Annotated in this window: 17 protein-coding genes and 1 pseudogene; 9 read left to right on the top strand and 9 right to left on the bottom strand. The window is 59.7% G+C overall.

Annotated elements, in window-relative coordinates; translation table 11 throughout:
* Positions 1-71: 71 nt before the first annotated feature.
* Together ACYZT2_RS17185 and ACYZT2_RS17180 are read right to left on the bottom strand one after the other, a co-directional pair.
* On the bottom strand, positions 72-1010 hold the full coding sequence (locus ACYZT2_RS17185) for a class I SAM-dependent methyltransferase (protein WP_461965853.1): 939 nt from the start codon (positions 1008-1010) through the stop codon (positions 72-74).
* 75 nt (positions 1011-1085) lie between these two features.
* Positions 1086-1235, bottom strand: a pseudogene (locus tag ACYZT2_RS17180) (hypothetical protein); the annotation flags it as partial.
* Positions 1236-1449: 214 nt separating this feature from the next.
* Between ACYZT2_RS17180 and ACYZT2_RS17175 the strand changes: the two are divergent.
* The 3 genes from ACYZT2_RS17175 to ACYZT2_RS17165 all read left to right on the top strand — a co-directional run bounded on the left by ACYZT2_RS17175 (position 1450) and on the right by ACYZT2_RS17165 (position 3846).
* The gene (locus ACYZT2_RS17175) at positions 1450-1857 is read left to right on the top strand and encodes a response regulator (protein WP_461965851.1); all 408 of its coding nucleotides are present in this window, start codon (positions 1450-1452) and stop codon (positions 1855-1857) included.
* A 124-nt stretch (positions 1858-1981) separates the two neighbouring features.
* Positions 1982-2650, top strand: a complete 669-nt coding sequence (locus ACYZT2_RS17170; RefSeq protein ID WP_461965849.1) for an HAD-IA family hydrolase — start codon at positions 1982-1984, stop codon at positions 2648-2650.
* A 272-nt stretch (positions 2651-2922) separates the two neighbouring features.
* Positions 2923-3846 (top strand): pyridoxal-phosphate dependent enzyme, encoded by a 924-nt coding sequence (locus ACYZT2_RS17165; protein WP_461965847.1) that lies wholly within the window; start codon positions 2923-2925, stop codon positions 3844-3846.
* A 79-nt stretch (positions 3847-3925) separates the two neighbouring features.
* Here the strand turns inward: ACYZT2_RS17165 and ACYZT2_RS17160 are convergent, their stop codons facing one another.
* The 4 genes from ACYZT2_RS17160 to ACYZT2_RS17145 all read right to left on the bottom strand — a co-directional run bounded on the left by ACYZT2_RS17160 (position 3926) and on the right by ACYZT2_RS17145 (position 9703).
* The gene (locus ACYZT2_RS17160; RefSeq protein WP_461965845.1) at positions 3926-4222 is read right to left on the bottom strand and encodes a DUF2388 domain-containing protein; all 297 of its coding nucleotides are present in this window, start codon (positions 4220-4222) and stop codon (positions 3926-3928) included.
* A gap of 275 nt (positions 4223-4497) precedes the next feature.
* Positions 4498-6174, bottom strand: coding sequence for a Na/Pi cotransporter family protein (locus tag ACYZT2_RS17155; RefSeq protein ID WP_461965843.1), 1677 nt, complete (start codon positions 6172-6174; stop codon positions 4498-4500).
* A gap of 196 nt (positions 6175-6370) precedes the next feature.
* Complete coding sequence (gene mgtA / locus ACYZT2_RS17150) at positions 6371-9091, bottom strand: magnesium-translocating P-type ATPase (RefSeq protein ID WP_461965841.1); 2721 nt, start codon at positions 9089-9091, stop codon at positions 6371-6373.
* Positions 9092-9406: 315 nt separating this feature from the next.
* Positions 9407-9703 (bottom strand): hypothetical protein, encoded by a 297-nt coding sequence (locus ACYZT2_RS17145; protein ID WP_461965839.1) that lies wholly within the window; start codon positions 9701-9703, stop codon positions 9407-9409.
* Positions 9704-10382: 679 nt separating this feature from the next.
* Here ACYZT2_RS17145 and ACYZT2_RS17140 point away from each other — a divergent pair.
* Positions 10383-10889 carry a DinB family protein gene (locus tag ACYZT2_RS17140; protein ID WP_461965837.1) on the top strand — a complete coding sequence of 169 codons (507 nt, stop codon included), beginning with the start codon at positions 10383-10385 and terminating at the stop codon, positions 10887-10889.
* Between the two features lie 204 nt (positions 10890-11093).
* Here ACYZT2_RS17140 and ACYZT2_RS17135 read toward each other — a convergent pair whose 3' ends face one another.
* Both ACYZT2_RS17135 and ACYZT2_RS17130 read right to left on the bottom strand, forming a co-directional pair.
* Positions 11094-12488, bottom strand: coding sequence for a sensor histidine kinase (locus tag ACYZT2_RS17135; RefSeq protein ID WP_461965835.1), 1395 nt, complete (start codon positions 12486-12488; stop codon positions 11094-11096).
* Positions 12466-13149 (bottom strand): response regulator transcription factor, encoded by a 684-nt coding sequence (locus tag ACYZT2_RS17130; protein ID WP_461965833.1) that lies wholly within the window; start codon positions 13147-13149, stop codon positions 12466-12468. The genes ACYZT2_RS17135 and ACYZT2_RS17130 overlap by 23 nt, the downstream gene beginning before the upstream one ends.
* A gap of 161 nt (positions 13150-13310) precedes the next feature.
* Here ACYZT2_RS17130 and ACYZT2_RS17125 point away from each other — a divergent pair, with 161 nt between their 5' ends.
* From ACYZT2_RS17125 to hcnC, 5 genes are all read left to right on the top strand, one after another.
* A complete protein-coding gene (locus ACYZT2_RS17125) occupies positions 13311-13634 on the top strand; it encodes a YdcA family protein (RefSeq protein ID WP_461973146.1) in 324 nt (107 codons plus the stop codon).
* Positions 13635-13839: 205 nt separating this feature from the next.
* Complete coding sequence (locus ACYZT2_RS17120) at positions 13840-14790, top strand: hypothetical protein (RefSeq protein ID WP_461965831.1); 951 nt, start codon at positions 13840-13842, stop codon at positions 14788-14790.
* A gap of 489 nt (positions 14791-15279) precedes the next feature.
* Positions 15280-15594: a (2Fe-2S)-binding protein gene (locus ACYZT2_RS17115; protein ID WP_461965829.1), complete on the top strand. Its 315-nt coding sequence runs from the start codon at positions 15280-15282 to the stop codon at positions 15592-15594.
* Complete coding sequence (gene hcnB, locus ACYZT2_RS17110; protein WP_461965827.1) at positions 15591-17000, top strand: cyanide-forming glycine dehydrogenase subunit HcnB; 1410 nt, start codon at positions 15591-15593, stop codon at positions 16998-17000. Before ACYZT2_RS17115 ends, hcnB begins: the two co-directional genes overlap by 4 nt.
* Positions 16993-18246, top strand: coding sequence for a cyanide-forming glycine dehydrogenase subunit HcnC (hcnC, locus tag ACYZT2_RS17105; RefSeq protein ID WP_461965825.1), 1254 nt, complete (start codon positions 16993-16995; stop codon positions 18244-18246). Before hcnB ends, hcnC begins: the two co-directional genes overlap by 8 nt.
* Before the next feature lie 203 nt (positions 18247-18449).
* Here hcnC and ACYZT2_RS17100 read toward each other — a convergent pair whose 3' ends face one another.
* Entirely contained in the window at positions 18450-19370 is a 921-nt protein-coding gene (locus ACYZT2_RS17100; RefSeq protein WP_461965823.1) for a MurR/RpiR family transcriptional regulator, read from the bottom strand.
* Between the last annotated feature and the right edge of the window lie 8 nt (positions 19371-19378).

Raw genomic sequence — 19378 nt, 5'->3', positions numbered from 1 at the left:
AACCTCAATGTAATGGGTGTACCCAACCCCCGTAGGAGCTGCCGAAGGCTGCGATCTTTTGATCTTTTGATCTAACCCTGCCTGAACACCAACGCCTTCAACCCGCACTCAACATCGGCATCCGGAAACTCCGGCGGATTCTCCAACCTTTGCTCAAACCGCAAACTCGGCGCTTCGCGGGTGACGCCATCGATCAGAAAGTCCGCACCGAAAGCCGGATCGTTCATGCAGGCCAGCACCGTGCCCTGAGGGCTGAGCAATTCCGGCAGGCGGCGCAGCACGCGCTGGTAATCCTTGGTCAGCAGAAAACTGCCTTTCTGAAAGGACGGCGGGTCAATGATCACCAGATCGTAAGGACCATTGTTGATGACCTTGCCCCAGGACTTGAACAGGTCATGGCCGAGAAAACTCACCTTGCTCAGATCATGCCCATTGAGCCGATGATTGTCGCGGCCACGGCTCAGGGCCGAGCGAGCCATGTCCAGATTGACCACATGCGTAGCGCCACCCGCGATGGCGGCCACCGAAAACCCGCAGGTATAGGCGAACAGGTTCAACACCCGCTTGCCATCAGCATTGGCCCGCACCCAATCGCGGCCGTAGCGCATGTCGAGGAACAGGCCGGTGTTCTGTTTGCGGCCCAGGTCCACGCGATAATGCAGGCCGCCCTCGGTGATCGTCATCTCCTCGATCGGCTCCCCGAGCAGCCATTCGGTGGTGCTTTCCTGCAGGTATCGATGTTGCAGCAGCAAGGTGTGCGCGCCGGATTTCGCCCATGCTGGCGATTGCGTGATCGCCATCAGCCGCTGCTTCAAATCGTCCAGTTGCGACGCTTGCGGTTCCTTGAACACGCAGACCAGCACCACGCCCTGCAGCCAGTCGACAGTCAACTGCTCCAGCCCCGGCCAGCAGCGGCCACGGCCGTGGAACAGCCGACGGGTTTGCGCGGGTGCATCCGCAAGCGCTGTCAGCAAATGGTCGTGGAGGACGGAGAGGGCGTCTGGATTCATCGGGCAAGATCGGCCATTTAAAGGGGGCGGCATTTTAACCACAATTCGCCCCCCACGAACCAACCGCGCGCGCGTTTACCAATCCACCGAATAGCTGACCGCCAATCGACGCCCTTCGGCATGAGGGTAAGGCGCGGCCGCATTGGCCTGCATGTAGAGCGTTTCGTAGTTGCGATCGCTCAAGTTGTAGACGCCCATGTCCAGTTTGCCCACCGGCAGTTCCACGCCAGCCTTGGCCAGATACTGCTTGACCAGGACGCGATGAAACCGGCATCAAAACCGGACCAATCTGTAGCAACTGGCGACAAAGAATGCACTTCAGCTGATTTCGTCGTCTGACTGTATCAAAAATGAATTTCCACGAAGTCCGCTGCTCATACCTGTAGGTGGCGGATTTGAGCCTGCGAAACTATTTGCGCAATCAGGGAGTGGCACAGTCATGAGTCCAGTATCGACGGCGGGCGCACACTTGTCTGACGGTTTGATTCTTGTGGTTGAGGACGACCCGTTGATCCTGGAGTTTCTGTGCGAAATTCTTCAGGAGGAAGGCTTTGCGGTTGAACCACAGGTCAGCGCGGACGCCGCGTCACAGTTTCTGGAGCAGCACGCGCCGGAGGTAGGTCTGTTGCTGACGGACATCACCATGCCGGGCAAACTCAATGGCGCGGACCTGGCCAATCAGTTCGGCGACCGTTGGCCAGACAAACCGATCATGATCATGTCCGGCTTCGAAACCCCGGAAAGTTCGGGGGTCAAGCATCGGGTGGCGTTCATCAAGAAGCCTTGGGCGGTGGGAAAGTTGCTCGATTGTGTGCAAACCGCCTTGCATTCGAACCGGACCGTGTAGGAGCTGCCGCAGGCTGCGATCTTTCGCTTTTAAAAGCAAAATCAAAAGATCGCAGCCTACGGCAGCTCCTACGCGGGTGATGTACATTGCGTGACAACATTCGCCTGGTTCTGGAAATCGTCCTTTGTCAGTTCAAGCAACCGTGTTCAACACCTCGTACCGCGCTTTTCTGTTCGATATGGACGGAACGGTCCTTAATTCCATCGCAGCCGCCGAGCGGATCTGGACCATCTGGGCCCTGCGCCACGGCGTCGATGTCGATACCTTCCTGCCAACCATCCACGGCGTTCGCGCCATCGACACCATCAACCGTCTGGCCTTGCCCGGTGTAGACGCTGAAGCTGAAGCCGCGTGGATCACCGAGGCGGAAATCGAGGATGTGGAAGGGATTGTCGAGGTGGCCGGCGCGGCGAGTTTCCTCAAGTCGTTGCCTGCCAACCAATGGGCCATCGTCACCTCCGCGCCACGGGCGCTGGCCCTGCGCCGAATAGCGGCGGCAGGCATTCCCGAACCGGGTGTGATGATCACGGCGGAAGACGTCAGCGCCGGCAAACCCGACCCTGCGGGTTATCGGCTGGCCGCTCGTCGGTTAGGGGTCGAGCCCACCGATTGCCTGATCTTCGAAGACGCCGCCGTGGGGATTCGCGCAGGTGAAGCGGCGGGTGGTCACGTCATGGTCATCACCGCGACCCACGTTCATCCGCTCCAGACCCCGCATACCACTTTGGCCTGTTATGACTCGGTCGAGGCGCGGGTGGATCTCCACAGCCAAATCAGCCTCTACGCACGTTAATGTGGGAGCGGGCTTGCTCGCGAAGGCGGTGTATCAGTCGACATCAATGTTGAATGATGAATCGCTTTCGCGAGCAAGCCCGCTCCCACAGTAGATTTGTGGTGATTTCAGTAGATTCCGGGAATCAATCGTCATCACCAGGGTTGCCAGCGCATCGCCAGAACGATAGCCGGAGGGCTGGGTGAACTAAGCTTGGATAAGGATGATTCTATCTATTCACTCCCGGCTCGTTGAACATCTCGATGAGCCGAGGGCGTCACAAGGAGCACACGATGCTTCACATCAGAACGCCCCTGATTCTGCACCCGGGCCTGTCGACCCCGGCCCGGCGAATCTGGCTCAAGCTGGAAAACCTGCAACCCAGCGGCTCGTTCAAACTGCGCGGTATGGGCCTGCTGTGTAGCCAGGCAGCGGAGCAGGGCAAGCGCAAAGTGGTTTGTCCTTCCGGTGGTAACGCCGGGTTAGCCACCGCCGTGGCCGCGGCCAACCTTGGGCTGAAAGCCTGCATTGTGGTACCGAACACTACCCCGGAAACCACCCGCGCCAGGATCAGGAAAACCGGTGCCGAGGTGATCGTCCACGGCAAGGTCTGGGACGAAGCCAATCAACGGGCGAAAGAGCTCGCAAAGGGTGCTGATACGGAATACGTGCCAGCCTTCGATCATCCGGTGTTGTGGGAAGGGCACAGCACGATGGTCGATGAAATCCTTGAGGACTGTCCTCAGGTCGATGTGTTGGTGACGTCGGTGGGCGGCGGAGGTTTGCTGGCGGGGCTGCTCACTGGACTGATCCGTCATCAGCGCAGGGATTGTCGGATCGTTGCTTGCGAAACCCAGGGCGCGGCGTCTTTCGCGGCCGCCATCAGTGCCGGCCACCCGGTCAGATTGCCGCGCATCGACACCGTCGCCACATCACTTGGCGCGGCGCAGGTGGCGGCCTGGCCGGTGGAGCACATCCTCGACTTTGCGCACGAATGCGTGGTGCTCAGCGATGATGAGGCGATTATGGGCGTGGTTCGTTACGCCAACGACCTGCGTCAGTTGGTCGAGCCGGCGTGCGGCGTTTCATTGGCGGTGGCGTACCTGAACCATCCCGCGATTGCCGAGGCCCATGATGTGGTGATTGTGGTGTGCGGCGGCGTTAGCATCAGCGCGCAATTGGTTGCGGGCTGGGCGCGCCTGAACGGCGGGGCGTAAGCAACCTAGGGCCCGAACACTATCCCAGTGTTGCGAGCCCCACGGCTGACTTTTACAGGTTTCAGCGACCGACGGGACCTTACTGAGCGAGGATCGCTTTGGCCAAGTCTTCGTCGCTTGCCTTGAGGTCGGGATTATTTTGTCGAATCTCCTTCAACACCGACTCCAGGTAAACGCCGCGAATCGTACCGCCACTCGCCACGAAGCTAGAGGCGTCATCCTGTGCGGGAATCACGATTTTGTCATCTTTGAACGTCGAGTACAGCGATGCGGAGACCCCAGCCGAAGTGGCGACATCTTTTGCCTCCACATCGGCCATGGCCGAACCAACGGGCAAACAAAGCACTAGCGAAGTTACAAGCAACAGATGGCGCATGACAGCGTCCTCCGAAAGCGAAAGGAAGTAACACATAATTTAGGATGCCTGGCAGCGCTCAGGAGTTCCCTGCCGATTCGATATATGCACAGGTGACCGCTCAGAACCCAGCCAGTTAATCCTTAACACGATCCGTAGCAGCTGCCGAGCCCGCGAGGCTGCGTTCGGCTGCGCAGCAGTCGTGAGTCCGGCTGACTTGGTTTGCCTGATGCACCGCAATTTCTGATTTTACGACTGCTGCGCAGCCGAACGCAGCCTCGCGGGCTCGGCAGCTGCTACAAGGATTGCGCTGCGTCAGAAGTTGCTTTTGCCGGATTATCCTTCACCAGATCGATATTTTCGATCGAGCGCTCACCGGCACGTTCAAGCAGCGGATACGCCAGCGCGGCGATGTGGTGATGCACACGCCGGTAATCACGCAGCACCCGCTGGAAAATATCGCCGGATTCCGCCCAAAGACTTTTGTCTTCCTGCAACTGGCGAAAGTGCTCGCGGCTGGCGCAGGCTTCGAGCCTCCTGACGACCTCCTTGCGATGGATCAGTTGGTGCGCGGTGGCGATGTCTTCGCGCAGGAACACGGTGATCGCCAGGCTCAAACTTTCCAGCACGGCATCGTGCAGCGGGGCAATGTTGCCCAGTTCGAAGGCCGAGAACTGTTCACCCCGGCGCAAGCGGCGCATGGCCAACTGCGCGAGGCTGCTGGAAAGAATGTCCGCGGCATGTTCGAGGTTGATCACAAACGTGAGGATTTCCTGGGAGCGATCGGCATCGCTGTCACTGATGCCTTCCTTGCCGATGTCGGCCAGATAGGCCCGAATCGCCGCGCTGAGCAGGTCCAGGGATTGATCGATCCGCCGCACGTCATCGGCGCAGGCTGGTAGCGATGTATGGAGCAGCTGAAGCATCCGGCCAAGCATGGCGGAGAGCATGTCAGCCATGCGCAAGGCTTCGCGCGCGGCATTCGACAAGCCGATGTTGGCCACTTCCAGACCAGCTTCATCCAGGTAGTGCGGCATGCCAGGGTCGACATCCCGCTCAGGCGCCGGCAGCCATCGGGTGAGGGCATTGGCGAGCACGTCGGTCAGGCCGATGAACACCAATCCCAGCAGCAGATTGAAACCAGTGTGCAGGCACACCACCAGCGTCGAGGGCGCGAGCGGTACCTGAGCGAGCAACCCGGCAAACGGCAAGACCGCCAGGGCACCGACCGTCCGCACCAGCAGATTGCCCAGCGGCAGGCGTCGGCCGACGCTCGAGCCGGCGTTGATGACCGAAGGCAGCGCACCGCCAATATTCACCCCCAGTACCAGCGCGACAATCGTGCTGGCCGAGAGCATGCCGGTCGCGGCCAACGAGACGATCAGCAGCACCACGGCCACGCTGGAGTGGCAGAGCCAGGTGAGGATCAGCGCCACCAGCAGTGCAATCAGCAGGTCGCCATCGAGGCTCTGCATGATGAGCTGGAAGATCGGTGTGCCTTCCACTTCGGCGAGTGTCGAACCGAGCATGTGCAGGGCCAGCAGCATCAGCCCCAGGCCGATCAGCGCGCAACCGACGCTTTCGTAACGCGAGTCATCACGCAGCCGAAAGACGATCAGACCCGCCAGCAGAACGATCGGTGTGAGCATCGACACATCGGCGCTGAGCAGTTGCACCACCAGGGTCGAACCGATATTGGCGCCGAGCATCACCGCCAGTGCCGGCGCCAGTCCCAGCGTCCCGGCCGCGGTGAACGACGTTGCCATCAGGCTGACGGCGGTGCTGCTTTGCAGGACCCCGGTGATGCCGATGCCAGACAACAAAGCCATCCAGCGGTTATTCAGGTTGTGGCCCAGCCATTGACGCAGTGGCGTGCCGAAGCCGCGCAACAGCGCCGAAGAAATCATGTGAGTGCCCCACAGCAACAGGGCGATGGAGCCTGCGAGGTTGATCAGTAGAGTAGTTCCCGACATGAGGACTCTCCCTTTTTGCGTACTGCATTTAATTGACGGCCCGGGAGCCGGAGGGTGGTGCAAAGATGCGGCGAACACAAAAACCTGTGGGAGCGAGCCTGCTCGCGATGGCGGTTGTACATTCAACACTTGTGTTGCCTGCCAGTCCGCTATCGCGAGCAGGCTCGCTCCCACATGGATTGCGGTGTTCAGGCCATCAGAACCATTGCTTGAAGCGACGGATGTAGAGCGTCTTCATGATCTGCGCGAACACGCAGTAGCTGAGCAAGGTGCCGACCAGCCATGGGAAGTACGCCCACGGCAGCGGTTGCAGACCGACCAGTGTGCCCAGTGGCGAGAACGGAATGTAGATGCCCAACACCATCACCAGCCCAGTCATCAGAATCACCGGCAACGCCGCGGTGCTCTGGAAGAACGGGACTTTCTGCGTGCGTAGCATGTGCACCACGAGGGTCTGGGACAGCAGCCCTTCAATGAACCAGCCAGACTGGAACAGGCCCTGCATTTCCACGCTGTTGGCGGCGAACACGTACCACATCAGGGCAAAAGTGGTGATGTCGAACACCGACGAGGTCGGCCCGATCCACAGCATGAAACGGCCGATGTTCTTCGCGTCCCACTTGCGGGGCTTGCGCAGGAATTCCTTGTCCATCTTGTCCCACGGCAGCGCCAACTGAGAGATGTCGTACATGAGGTTTTGCAGCAGCAGGTGGATCGACAGCATCGGCAGGAACGGAATGAACGCACTGGCCACCAACACCGAAAACACGTTGCCGAAGTTGGAACTGGCGGTCATGCACAGGTACTTCATGATATTGCCGAAGGTTTCGCGACCCTTGAGCACGCCTTCTTCGAGCACCATCAGGCTCTTTTCCAGGAGGATGATGTCGGCCGATTCCTTGGCGATGTCGGTGCCGCTGTCCACCGAAATACCGACGTCGGCATCGCGCAGGGCAGGGGCGTCGTTGATGCCGTCACCGAGGAAACCCACGGTGTGACCGTTGGCCTGCAACGCCTTGAGCACCCGGGATTTCTGCAGTGGCGTCAGCTTGGCGAACACCGTGCGTTCCTCGACCCGCGCCTTGAGGGTGGCATCGTCCATCTTCTCGATGTCTTGCCCGAGCAGCGGCGTGCCGGGTTCCAGACCGACTTCGCGGCAGATCTTGCTGGTCACCACGGCGTTGTCGCCGGTCAGCACTTTGACGGTCACGCCCATGTCGCGCAGGGCAGCGATGGCCGGGCCGGCGGTTTCCTTGGGCGGATCGAGGAAAGTCAGGAGGCCGCGAATCACCAATTCGCACTCATCGCTGGTTTTGTACTGGTTCTTCGACTGAGTTTTCGGGATCTCACGAGTCGCCACCAGCAACACCCGGAAACCTTCCTCGTTGTATTCGTTGGCCAGGGCCAGCAAGTCGTTGCGACGTTGCTCATCCAGCACAACGACTGTGCCGTTCTCATGGAGGTGGCTGGCGATGCTCAGCATTTCCTCGACCGCGCCTTTGCACACCATCAGGTGATCGTCGCGGCTGTCCTTGACGATGATCGACAGACGTCGACGGACGAAGTCGAACGGCAGTTCATCGACCTTGCTGTAGGCGAACGGCACCCGGAACGTCGGATTACGATCAGCGAACTGCACGACCGCCTGGTCCATCAGGTTTTTCAGGCCGCTCTGGTGGTGGCTGTTGAGCCAGGCCAGTTCCAGCAGCGAATCGTCGCGCTGGCCATTGATGTCGACGTGGTGCTCAAGAATGATCTTGTCCTGCGTCAGGGTGCCGGTCTTGTCGGTGCACAGCACGTCCATTGAACCGAAGTTCTGGATCGCATTAAGGCGCTTGACCACCACTTTGCGCCTGGCCATGGCCATGGCGCCTTTGGCCAGGTTGGCGCTGACGATCATCGGTAGCATTTCCGGAGTCAGGCCGACCGCCACTGCCAGTGCAAACAGGAACGCATCGCTCCAGTCTCCTTTGGAGAAGCCGTTGAGCAGGAACACGATCGGCACCATGACCAGCATGAAACGGATCAGCAGCCAGCTGACGCTGTTCACCCCGCGGTCGAACGCGGTTTGCACCCGTGAGCCGACGATGGCTTTGGCCAGTGAGCCGAAGTAGGTGCGCGAACCGGTAGCGACCACCACCGCTTTGGCGGTGCCGCTGACCACGTTGGTACCCATGAAGCAGATGTTCGGCAGGTCGAGCAGGTTGGACTGATCGGCTGCGCTGCCGGTCGCTGACTTCTGCGCCACATCCCCCAGCGTGTCGTACTTCTCGACGGGCAAGGCTTCGCCGGTCAGCACGGCCTGGCTGATGAACAGGTCGCGGGATTCGATCAGGCGGATGTCCGCCGGGATCATGTCGCCAGCGCTGAGCTGCATGATATCGCCGGCCACCAGTTCGCGCATCGGCACTTCGCGCAGCACCGGCGGGCGGCCCTTTTGTGGGCGACGCAGGACGGTGGCAGTGGTGCGCACCATGGCCTTGAGGGTTTCGGCGGACTTGGCCGAACGGTATTCCTGCCAGAACCGCAGCAGGCTGCTCAGGCTGACCATGGTCATGATGATAATGACCTTGGTCAGGTCGGCGTCGTCGCCTTCACCCTGGCTGATCGGTAGCCAGTAGTCGGTGAAAAAACTGATGCCGGCCAAGGTCAGCAGTACATAGATGAAGGGATTGTTCAGGGCTTTGAGCAGTTGGACGATGGCGTGAGGCGGCTTGTCGTGGGCGACTTCGTTGTGGCCTCCTCGCGCCAGACGGCCTTCAGCTTCGAGTTCGGTCAAACCGTTAGCGGTGGCGTTGAGGTTGGTGAGGGTTTCGGCCAGGCCGTTTTGCGCTTCCCGGGCGGCACGCATCGACAGCTTGGCGTTGTCGCTGGAGGCGCTGCGGGTGGTTTTTTTTGCGGTTTTTACAAGGGTCATTGCTGTGCTCCTGCCGCAGGCTTGCGGCACGACACACAGATACTCAGCTAATCAAAGACGAGCGCACGTATGTCGAGCCGCAAATAGGCGATCGAGTCGGATGATTGTGTTTTGATGTTTTAACGTTCGCAGTCCATCAACTAATAAGTGATAGGCAGCGAACCGACTACTGGCTTCGTCCATAACTATTCCAATAAAATTTGTTTTTAACAGGCAATAAGAAGTTGTCGGATTTCGTTTTAAGAAAACCGTTCAGGAAGGACTTTGGAAGCTCCTTGAAATCAAAAGCTCCTTAAAATAAAAAGTGCCTTCAGATCAATTGAAAGTGCGTGCCCCAACGTACAGGCCGAGCATCAGGCTCGCCTGCTGGAAAAGGCGCGCGATGCGCCGACTCGGTGGGTCCTGGCTTTCGTCGAAGCTCCAGCGTTGCTGAAGCCGGCCCGTCGTCGGGCAGACGCGCCAGTTGGCACGAGGTTGTGCCTTGGCGTGGACAGAAGGGGTGGAAAACGGGGCGCTGGGCCGAGTCGTCAACAGACGCTCACGGCAAAGCTTGACCCGCATGGTCGATGCAAAGGCGCGTACGCCTGGCATTACAGTAGTTTTGAAGTTCATAACATGCCTCTGGGCCGGAACTGATTCCGGTGAGGCAAGTTACGGTGGAGCCTCAGGCTCTAGCGCAGCTCACCCGACCGAAAAGTCGAGTCCCGTCATTCTCTGGGTTATGTGCCAGATCCTGCATTTCTGCAGTCATCCGACAGCGACTAGATACTGTGTCCATTGGATTCTTTTGTGAGTTGATAAAAGGCCGTTGTTGCCGGCCCGGGCAATTTACTGAGCGAGGCGGGTTAAGTCAATCGTAAAAGTGCACTTGATGGCCGGTTAAACGGGGTTCGGTTATTGAAGTGTGTAATGGTTCAGCTAATTGACAGTTAATTGCCGTTTTGATGGCGTTGGATGGAGCTGCTGAAGGCTGCGATCTGTTGGATGGAATGTAGGAGCTGCCGAAGGCTGCGATCTTTTGATCTTTGGCGTTTCAGCGACCGCCAAAGATCAGATCAAAAGATCGCAGGCTTCGCCAGCTCCTACAGGGACCGTATGCAACTCGTGATGGGATCTTCGTGGTCATGCGCGATAATCTCCAGTTATCTGACCCACCCCAGCGTATGGTTTTACGACTGCTACGCAGCCGAACGCAGGCTGCGCCAGCTGCTACAAGGGATGCGATCGGCGTGACCGATGATCAGCGGGGAGCTATTCTTGGCAATGCGCCCATCGATATGGGAGACCTCTGATGATCAACGTACGCACTGCCCGCATGCTCGCCGATTACAGGCGCTGGGCCGATCAGCGACTCTTCGACAGCCTCATGGCGCTGCCACCGGAAGAGCTCAACCGCAAACGGATCTCGGTGTTCAACAACATCATCGGCACCTTGAACCATATCTACGTGGTCGACTGCATTTGGCAAGCGCATCTGGAAGGGCGCGGCCACGGCTTCAAAACCTCCCATGGTCTGCTCCATCCCGAACTCACCGAGCTGCGACTGGTGCAGCAGGAGATCGATCAATGGTTCTGTGGATGGAGCTCGGCCCAGACCGACGATTCGCTGGATAAACCCATCGAATTCACCTCCGTCTCGGGCGAAAGCGGGGTCATGAGCGCCGGCGCGATGCTGTTGCATGTGGTCAACCACGCCAGTTATCACCGAGGCTGGGTGGTCCAGATGTACTGCGAAATTCCGGCCCTGCCGCCGATCACTGATCTGCCGGTGTTTCTGCGCGAAGTGCCGGGGTATTGAGTCATCGCTGACTTAAGCAAATCCTGTGGGAGCGAGCCTGCTCGCGATGGCTGCCTTCCAGTCAACATTGATATTGTCTGACACTGCGCTCTGTAGGAGCCAGGCTTGCCGGCGAAGGCAGCCTTTAGAGCGCCTTCGCCGGCAAGCCTGGCTCCTACAGTAATCATTGCTCCCACATAGAGCTTCTTTGTGATGAAAATGATGTCAGGCCTGAGGAATCAAACTCTGCCGGCAATCGAGTACCAGCTGCGCGCCACCCAACACGCTGCTGCCCACTTCCAGCGTAAACTCGTGCAGGCTGACAATTGCCGCGACGATTGACAGGCCCAGGCCAAAACCGCTTTGCGGATGACCACCCTCGGTGCGGTAGAAACGCTGAAATACTGCTTCGCGTTCTGCCAGCGCTATGCCGGGGCCGGAATCGAGTACTTCGATTCGCGTATGCCCAGCGTCATTCACCCCACGCAAAATCACCTCGCCACCCGGCGGTGTGAATTTGATCGAGTTGCTCAGCAAATTCGCCAAGGCTTCGAACAGCAGCGCCCGGTCGCCGTTGAGTCGGGGCAGGGACTCGGGCATTTGCAGTTCAAAGGTCAGCTCGCCTTCTTCGGCCAGCGGCAGATAAAAGTCATGCAACTCTTGCAGCAACGGCACCGGGTCCAGTTGCACGAAACCCGAACGGCGCTGGCGATCCTCCAGCTCGGAAATCCGCAGCAAGCCACGAAAACGCGCCATCAAGGTATCGGCCTCGCCGAGTACGGAATCCAGTTGCACAGCCAGCGTCGAACCGTCATCGGCCTGCTGCTGAATCCGGTACAGCTGCGCCCGCAGGCGCGTCAGCGGTGTGCGCAGGTCATGGGCGATGTTGTCGCACACGCCCTTGACCTCGTTCATCAAACGCTCGATGCGTTCGAGCATGGCGTTGACGATGGCGGCGAGCATGTCCAGCTCGTCACGGCGGTTGGACAGCGGCAGGCGTCGGGTCAGGTCACCGGCGACGATGGCTTCGGCGCTGGCCTGGATCGCCCGGATCCGCCGCAGTGGGCGACGTCTCAATAAGTGCCAGCCGGCGATGCCGGGCAGAATGGTAAGCGACACGCCCCACAGCAGCGCGTGCAGGATGATTCGGGTCACGGCAAACAGCGAACCATTGTCCCGCACCAGCACCAGCCAGCGCCCGTCCAGGGTCCGGGTCGCCGAGGCATCGCAGCTGTCGGCGGGCAGGGTCGGGTCGTCGGCGTCGACGCAGTCGCTGAGGATGTGAATCTTGCCGTCCAGCGGCAGGCCTTCGGGGATCTGGCGCAACGGGCCGCTGAGGTGGTGCCGTTGGTCATCGAACAGGCCATAGGCATCAATGCCGCGAACGTCGAAGGTCACGCTGGCGGCGAGGGCGTCCTCCAGTTGCGCGCCCGAAAAGCGTGAAAACAGATGCTGACGTTGCATCAACGAATGCTTGGCCAGGGTGTCCAGGTAGCTGGACACTTCGTAATACATGACCCCCATGAGAATTCCGCTCCAGGCCACGAACAACGAACTGTAGAGCGCCAGCAAGCGACTGCTGGAGGAGCGCCAGCCTTTAGAGGGGTTCAGCAATGACATAACCCGAGCCTCGCACCGTCCGAATCAGTGGGACTTTGCCTGGCGGGTCGATCTTTTTGCGCAGACGGCCGATGTGCACGTCGATCAGGTTGGTGCCGGGGTCGAAGTGATAACCCCAGACCTCTTCGAAAATCATCATCCGCGACAGAATCTGCCCGGTGTTGCGCATCAGAAATTCCAGCAACTTGTACTCGGTGGGCAACAGCGTCAGCAACTGGCTGTCGCGACTGGCCTCGTGGCTGATCAGGTTCAGCTCCAGATCGGCCACGCGCAATGTGGTGGCGTGGGCGGTCACGGTGTTTTGCCGGCGCAGCAAAACTTCGACCCGGGCCGCCATTTCATCGGTGGCGAACGGTTTGGTCAGGTAATCGTCGCCGCCGGCGCGCAAGCCGCGGACCCGTTCATCGACATCGGAGAGTGCGCTGATCATCAGGATCGGCGTGGCCACGCCCATGGTGCGCAGAGTGGTGACAATCGCCAGACCATCGAGCTCCGGCAGCATGCGGTCGAGGGTGATCAGGTCGTAGTCACCGCTGACCGCACGCGCAAGGCCTTCACGGCCATTGTCGACCCAGTCCACGTCAAGGCCGTGGCTACTCAGTTCGGCGACGATTTCCCGGGCGGTCACAGCGTCGTCTTCGATGGTCAAGATACGGGTCATAGGGCTTGCCTGATAATCGGTTCAATACGAAGTGGGCTCATTTTGCCAAGAATTACGCGCGGCCTTTTTAAATTAACTTTCATGTTGCCTCGTGAGCCTGGCTGGAACGTTGATATCATCCGGCCATAACTCTAAAGGGAAGCTGCACTGTGCGCACTTTAATGGTTCGTGGCTGGATGCCGATGTTTCTGCTGTTGTTGTGCATGTTCGGCTCGTCTGCCTGGGCTGCCAACACGCCATGTTCGGGGAAGAAGGGCGGCATCGATCGTTGCGACGGCGATCTGTTTCTGTGCAATGACGGCTCCATCAGTGGCTCGAAGAAAAGTTGCTCGGCGATGTTTGGTAGTGAAAGCCAAGCGCGTCCGCAAACGCTGTTGCAGGATTCTGATGGCTGCGCCTGCGGCACCGGAACGTTCTGCACCGGGCCAAGAGGCGGGGTGTATTGCCTGACGCCCAGCGGCAAGAAGAGCTACAAGCGCAAGTAATACGTTCGCGGTCCGAAAAAAAGCGCTACCAACGCAATGCATAAAACCCGCCGATATTACTGACTCCTTGCAAACTGCATGATCCTGATAAGTTCATTGTTTTCAACCAATTGAAATAGAACGATTTATTTAAGTGGCGCGACTGGCACGTTGACTGCAATTGCTCATTTGACGAGTTGTAACACTTGCCTGGAGCACTACAACAATGAACAGATCCTCTGATGGTTTTTATCCTGCCGCAGATGAGTTCAGCACGCTCTCGGGCGTGTCCTGGGCCGCTATCTTCGCCGGGGCCGTGGCGGCTGCGGCGTTGTCGCTGATCCTCGTGCTGCTTGGATTTGGTTTGGGTTTTTCGGCGGTTTCGCCGTGGGCCCATGAAGGCGTCAGCGCCAAAAGCCTGGGTATTTCGACGATTGTCTGGCTGGCCTTTACCCAGATCGTGGCGTCCGGGCTCGGCGGCTACATCGCCGGTCGCCTGCGGGTGAGGTGGGCCTACATGCACGGCGATGAGGTCTACTTCCGTGACACGGCCCATGGCTTCCTGGCCTGGTGTATCGCGACGCTGGTGACCGCGACCCTGGTGGTCGGCTCAGTCAGCAACATCGTTAGCGGCGGCGTACAGGCCGGGGCAACGGTCGCCGGCGGTGCTGCCAGTGCCATGACCCAGGCTGCCGGCAGCGCGGTCGGTAATACCGACGGTGACCCGTACGGTTACTTCATCGACAGCCTGTTTCGCGATGATCGGCCAGTCGCCGTCAGCGAGGACGCCGTCAATGGCACCGTCACCCGGATCTTCACGCGCAGCCTGCGCAACGACGGTCAGTTGGCGCCCGAGGATCGGGTCTACCTGGCTCAACTGGTCGCCCAGCGGACCAACCTCACTCAAGCGGACGCCGAACGTCGTGTCGATGAAGTCTATGCCCGCACCCAAAAAGCCGTCGCCGATGCCAAACTGGCCGCACAACAAGCAGCCGACACCGCAGCTAAAGTCGCAGCCTTGTCCGCGTTGTGGATGTTTGTCGCGCTGCTGGCCGGTGCATTTTTTGCCAGCCTCGCCGCGATCTTCGGCGGTCGTCGTCGGGATGCCGTGGAGTACCTGGAAACCGATGCCTACGTGACCACCACCACAACCACGACGCTGCCACCTGTTCGCTAACCCAGGAGAACCCTCATGCGCTCTATATTGCTGTTCTTTATCGGCGTACCGATCCCGATCATCATTCTGATTGCCTTGTTCACTTGACCCCCTTTGAGGCACTTGCCTGCGCCGCTTCTACTTCAGGTAGAAGCGGCGTTTTTGCTTTTCGGGTGCCAAAGCGACGATGTTGCCGGCCATGCCGTCTTCGCGAGCAGGCTCGCTCCCACCTTGATTCGTGGGGTTCAGACGTTTTGTGCCCACCCCATAACCCCTGTGGGAGCGAGCCTGCTCGCGAAAGCGGTCTGCCAGGACGCAGGTGTTTTCACTGGCCTGGATCAATATTTCTTTCGGCGATACTCCCTAATATAAGGGTTCCAAGCGCTTCCTGCGGCATCGGCTACAGTGCTCTGGCGCGCAACGGTTGCGCTATCCGGTTAGCCGGCAAGGCGTAAGTGCAGCATGGAGCGGAACAACCCTTACCTGATCTTTTCAAGGATGAACTTTGCAATGCAACGCCAAGACAGAACCTTCGATATCCAGCCGCTGGTGCAGGCGGACATGACTGTGCGCATCAATGGCCAAACCGTCGGCGCCGCCATCGGCGAAACCGTCCTGACGGTCATTCAATCACTGGGCATTCGCCGAGTGGCCCGTAACGATCACGATCAAGTCAGCGGTGCCTATTGCGGCATGGGTGTGTGTCAATGCTGCCTGGTGAAAATCAATGGCCGGCACAAACGTCGTGCCTGCCAGACGATCGTGCGTGAGGGCATGGACGTCGAAACCCAAGTCAACCGCATCACCGGCCAGGAGGTGTTATGAGCCTGCATCCGGTGATCGTCGGCGGCGGGCCGGCGGGTATGGCCGCGGCCATTGAACTTGCCCGGCATGCGGTGCGGTGTACTTTGCTGGAAGAAGCCTCGCGGCTCGGCGGTGTGGTCTATCGCGGCCCCTTGCGCGATAACGTTCAACTGGACTATCTGGGGCCGCGCTATTCAGAAGCGTTGGCCAAACTGCATGGAGAGTTCCGGGAGCAGTCGGGCCTGATCGACGTGCGTTTGAACCATCGCGTGGTCGGTGCTGAAGGAACTCGCGCACTGGTGATGCTGGACGCCGATGAGCGCTTGCAGGAGATCGAGTATTCGCAGTTGCTGTTGGCTGCAGGTTGCCATGAACGCAGCGTACCATTTCCCGGCTGGACCTTGCCCGGCGTGATTCTGCTGGGTGGTCTGCAACTGCAAATCAAGAGCGGTGTCGTTAAACCGCAGGGGCCGGTGGTGATCGCTGGCACCGGCCCGTTGTTGCCGCTGGTGGCCTGCCAACTGCACACGTCCGGGGTGAGCGTTGCCGGGGTTTACGAGGCGTGCGCGTTCGGCAAAATCGCTCGGGAAAGCCTCGCGCTGTTGAACAAGCCGCAGCTGTTTCTTGATGGCTTGAGCATGCTCGCGTACCTGAAATTGCACGGCATTGCCATGCACTATGGCTGGGGCGTGGTGGAGGCACAGGGCGAGGGCGAGTTGAGTTCGGTGACCGTCGCGCCGTATTCCAGCACCTGGGAGCCGGATCTGAGCCGCGCCGAGCAAGTTGCCGCGCAGACCCTGGCGGTCGGCTACGGCTTCATTCCACGCACGCAACTCAGTCAGCAAATGGGCCTGGATCACGGTTTCAGCGATGACGGTTATCTGCGGGCCAGCGCCAATGTCTGGCAGCAAAGCAGCGAGCCCCACGTGCATCTGGCCGGTGATATGGGCGGGATTCGCGGTGGCGAGGCGGCCATGCTCGCGGGACGGATTGCGGCGGTGTCGATCCTGCTGCAACGGGATGTGCTGGACTCGGAGCTGGCGCTTGTCAGGCGCGACCGTTACCTGTCGAAACTCAAGTCCATCGTGCGCTTTCGTGCCGCCGTCGACCGTTACACCGAACGCGGTGCCGGGCAAACCGCATTGCCGGCCGCCGACACGGTAATCTGCCGTTGTGAACACGCGACCCGCGCCGACATCGATCGGGCGTTGGAGCAGGGCGTGCAAGACCTCGCCAGCCTGAAAATGCGCACCCGTATGAGCATGGGCGATTGTCAGGGGCGCATGTGTGTGGGTTATTGCACCGACCGTTTGCGCGAAGCCACCGGCCGGCAGGATGTGGGTTGGTTGCGACCGCGTTTCCCTGTCGACCCGATTCCTTTTTCCGCGTTCCAGTCTGTCGGCACGGAGGCCGCAAGCCATGAGTAAGTTCTACGACGTGGTCATCGCCGGCGGTGGTGTGATCGGGGCATCCTGCGCCTATCAATTGTCCAAGCGCAAACACCTGAAAGTCGCGTTGATCGACGCCAAGCGTCCGGGCAACGCGACCCGTGCTTCGGCCGGCGGCCTGTGGGCGATCGGTGAGTCGGTGGGCCTGGGCTGCGGGGTGATCTTCTTTCGCATGATGTCGGCCAATCGCAAGCGCGAAGCCCATGGCGCGGCCGTGGCGGTGGACTCCAGCACGCCGCACATCCTGCCGCAGTCGTTCTTCGATTTCGCCTTGCAGTCCAACGCGATGTACCCGGACTTGCATCGGGAGTTGCAGGCGAATCACGGGATGGATTTCAAGTTCGAAAAGACCGGACTGAAATTCGTGATTTATGACGATGAAGACCGGCTCTATGCCGAGCATATCGTCGCTTGCATTCCGCACCTGGCGGATCAGGTGCGCTGGCTCGATCAAGCGGCACTGCGCGAAGCCGAACCGAGTGTCAGCCATGAGGCGAGGGGCGCGCTCGAGTTTCTCTGCGACCATCAGGTCAGTCCGTTCCGCCTGGCCGATGCCTACACCGAAGGCGCGCGGCAGAACGGTGTGGATCTGTATTTCAATACCAACGTCATCGGCGTGTTGCACCACGGCTCGCGGGTCAGCGGCGTGCAGACCGACGAGGCCGGCGTGTTCCATTGCGATACGCTGATCAACGCTGCCGGTGCCTGGGCTGCCGATCTCAGCGAGCAGGCCACCGGCATTCGCATTCCGGTGAACCCGGTGAAGGGCCAGATCCTGCTGACCGAGCGCATGCCGAAGATCCTGCGCGGTTGCCTGACCACCAGCGACTGCTACGTGGCGCAAAAAGACAACGGCGAAATCCTGATCGGCAGCACCACCGAAGACAAGGGTTTCGACGTGACCACCACCTACCCGGAAATCAGCGGCCTGGTGCAAGGCGCGCTGCGTTGCATTCCGGCGCTGGCCGACATCAATTTGAAACGCTGCTGGGCCGGGTTGCGTCCGGGTTCGCCGGATGAGCTGCCGATTCTCGGGCCGATGAAAGGGGTAGAGGGTTACCTGAATGCCTGCGGACATTTTCGCACCGGCATCCTGACGTCGGCAATCACCGGGGTGTTGCTGGACAAACTGGTGAACAACGAGCCGTTACCGCTGGACATCACACCGTTTCTGGCGGATCGGTTTGAGGTGGCGTTAGAGCCTGACTTGAAGAAAATGGGCTGAGGACGCCATCGCGAGCAGGCTCGCTCCCACCATTGATCTCCATCGGTCGCCTATTTCTGCATCCGACGCAGAACCCCTGTGGGAGCGAGCCTGCTCGCGATGGCTTCGGAACTGACGCCACAATTCTCAAACGATCGGCGTACCGACAAACACCTCAAGCCCCTCGGCATACGCCGTGAACGCGCTGATCCTTGAAGCTCGCACTAATCCTCAAACCCCACCTGCTCATGAATCTCATCAACCTTCAATTCCAGTCGATAAGCCACGGCGATAAACAGCGCCTGGCACAGGCACAAGGTCGCACTCAACGAGCGGAAGGCAAACGAACTGCCTTCGTTGACCAGCAGCACGGTGTTGGCGCGCTTGGCCAACGGTGAAAGGTTGCTGTCAGTGATAATCAGGGTTTTCGCCTGATTGTGCTGGGCAATACGCAGACAGTGCTGGGTTTCCTTGCCGTAGGGCGTGAAGCTGATGGCGATCACCAGATCATTGGCGCGCACGCTGCGCATCTGCTCGCGGTAACTGCCGCCCAGACCCGACACCAAATGGATGCGCTTGTTGGTGTGTTGCAAGTTGTAGACCAGGTAATCGGCCACCGCGAACGAGCGGCGCACCCCGACCACGTAGATGTTGTCGGCATTCACCACCAGGTCCACGGCCTTATCGAAGGCCTGGTCATCGAGTTCCAGCCCCAGCCGTTCAATGCCCGACAGGGTGGCGTTGATGCACTCGCGCGCCAGGTCGCCGCCACAGGCCTTCTGCGACTTGTTGGCGATCATGCTGCGGATGCGTTGCTGGTAGTTCTGCACCGGCGTGGTTTTGTGGGTATAGGCCTCCCGAAACAGCGCCTGCATTTCGCTGAAACCACTGAAGCCAAAACGCTGGGAAAACCGCACGATGGCCGACGGGTGCACTTCGCATTCACGGGCGATGTCGCTGATGCGGTCGACCATAATCCGGTCGCTCTGCTGGCTCATGTAGCTGGCGATGCGTTTTAGCTGGCGCGGCAGGCTTTCGTATTCATCGGTGATCAGCTGCAACAAACGCTCGGCATTGATCGGAGGGCTGGCGAGATCGCTGTCGGGCGTGCTCTCGGTCGTAGCCGGCTGATCGGTGCGGGACATAAGGAATC

This window comes from Pseudomonas sp. MDT1-85, from assembly GCF_054898065.1.
The sequence above is the reverse complement of the archived record's forward strand: the minus strand, read 5'-3'. Positions and strand labels throughout refer to the sequence as shown.

Excerpts from the sequence above, each read along its gene's own strand:
- ACYZT2_RS17130 (WP_461965833.1), bottom strand. The coding sequence starts at position 13,149 with ATGACCCGTATCTTGACCATCGAAGACGACGCTGTGACCGCCCGGGAA.
- ACYZT2_RS17145 (WP_461965839.1), bottom strand. The coding sequence starts at position 9,703 with ATGAACTTCAAAACTACTGTAATGCCAGGCGTACGCGCCTTTGCATCG.
- ACYZT2_RS17135 (WP_461965835.1), bottom strand. The coding sequence starts at position 12,488 with ATGTCATTGCTGAACCCCTCTAAAGGCTGGCGCTCCTCCAGCAGTCGC.
- ACYZT2_RS17115 (WP_461965829.1), top strand. The coding sequence starts at position 15,280 with ATGCAACGCCAAGACAGAACCTTCGATATCCAGCCGCTGGTGCAGGCG.
- hcnC (WP_461965825.1), top strand. The coding sequence starts at position 16,993 with ATGAGTAAGTTCTACGACGTGGTCATCGCCGGCGGTGGTGTGATCGGG.
- hcnB (WP_461965827.1), top strand. The coding sequence starts at position 15,591 with ATGAGCCTGCATCCGGTGATCGTCGGCGGCGGGCCGGCGGGTATGGCC.
- ACYZT2_RS17165 (WP_461965847.1), top strand. The coding sequence starts at position 2,923 with ATGCTTCACATCAGAACGCCCCTGATTCTGCACCCGGGCCTGTCGACC.
- ACYZT2_RS17185 (WP_461965853.1), bottom strand. The coding sequence starts at position 1,010 with ATGAATCCAGACGCCCTCTCCGTCCTCCACGACCATTTGCTGACAGCG.
- ACYZT2_RS17160 (WP_461965845.1), bottom strand. The coding sequence starts at position 4,222 with ATGCGCCATCTGTTGCTTGTAACTTCGCTAGTGCTTTGTTTGCCCGTT.
- ACYZT2_RS17140 (WP_461965837.1), top strand. The coding sequence starts at position 10,383 with ATGATCAACGTACGCACTGCCCGCATGCTCGCCGATTACAGGCGCTGG.
- ACYZT2_RS17100 (WP_461965823.1), bottom strand. The coding sequence starts at position 19,370 with ATGTCCCGCACCGATCAGCCGGCTACGACCGAGAGCACGCCCGACAGC.
- ACYZT2_RS17175 (WP_461965851.1), top strand. The coding sequence starts at position 1,450 with ATGAGTCCAGTATCGACGGCGGGCGCACACTTGTCTGACGGTTTGATT.
- ACYZT2_RS17155 (WP_461965843.1), bottom strand. The coding sequence starts at position 6,174 with ATGTCGGGAACTACTCTACTGATCAACCTCGCAGGCTCCATCGCCCTG.
- ACYZT2_RS17120 (WP_461965831.1), top strand. The coding sequence starts at position 13,840 with ATGAACAGATCCTCTGATGGTTTTTATCCTGCCGCAGATGAGTTCAGC.
- ACYZT2_RS17125 (WP_461973146.1), top strand. The coding sequence starts at position 13,311 with ATGGTTCGTGGCTGGATGCCGATGTTTCTGCTGTTGTTGTGCATGTTC.
- mgtA (WP_461965841.1), bottom strand. The coding sequence starts at position 9,091 with ATGACCCTTGTAAAAACCGCAAAAAAAACCACCCGCAGCGCCTCCAGC.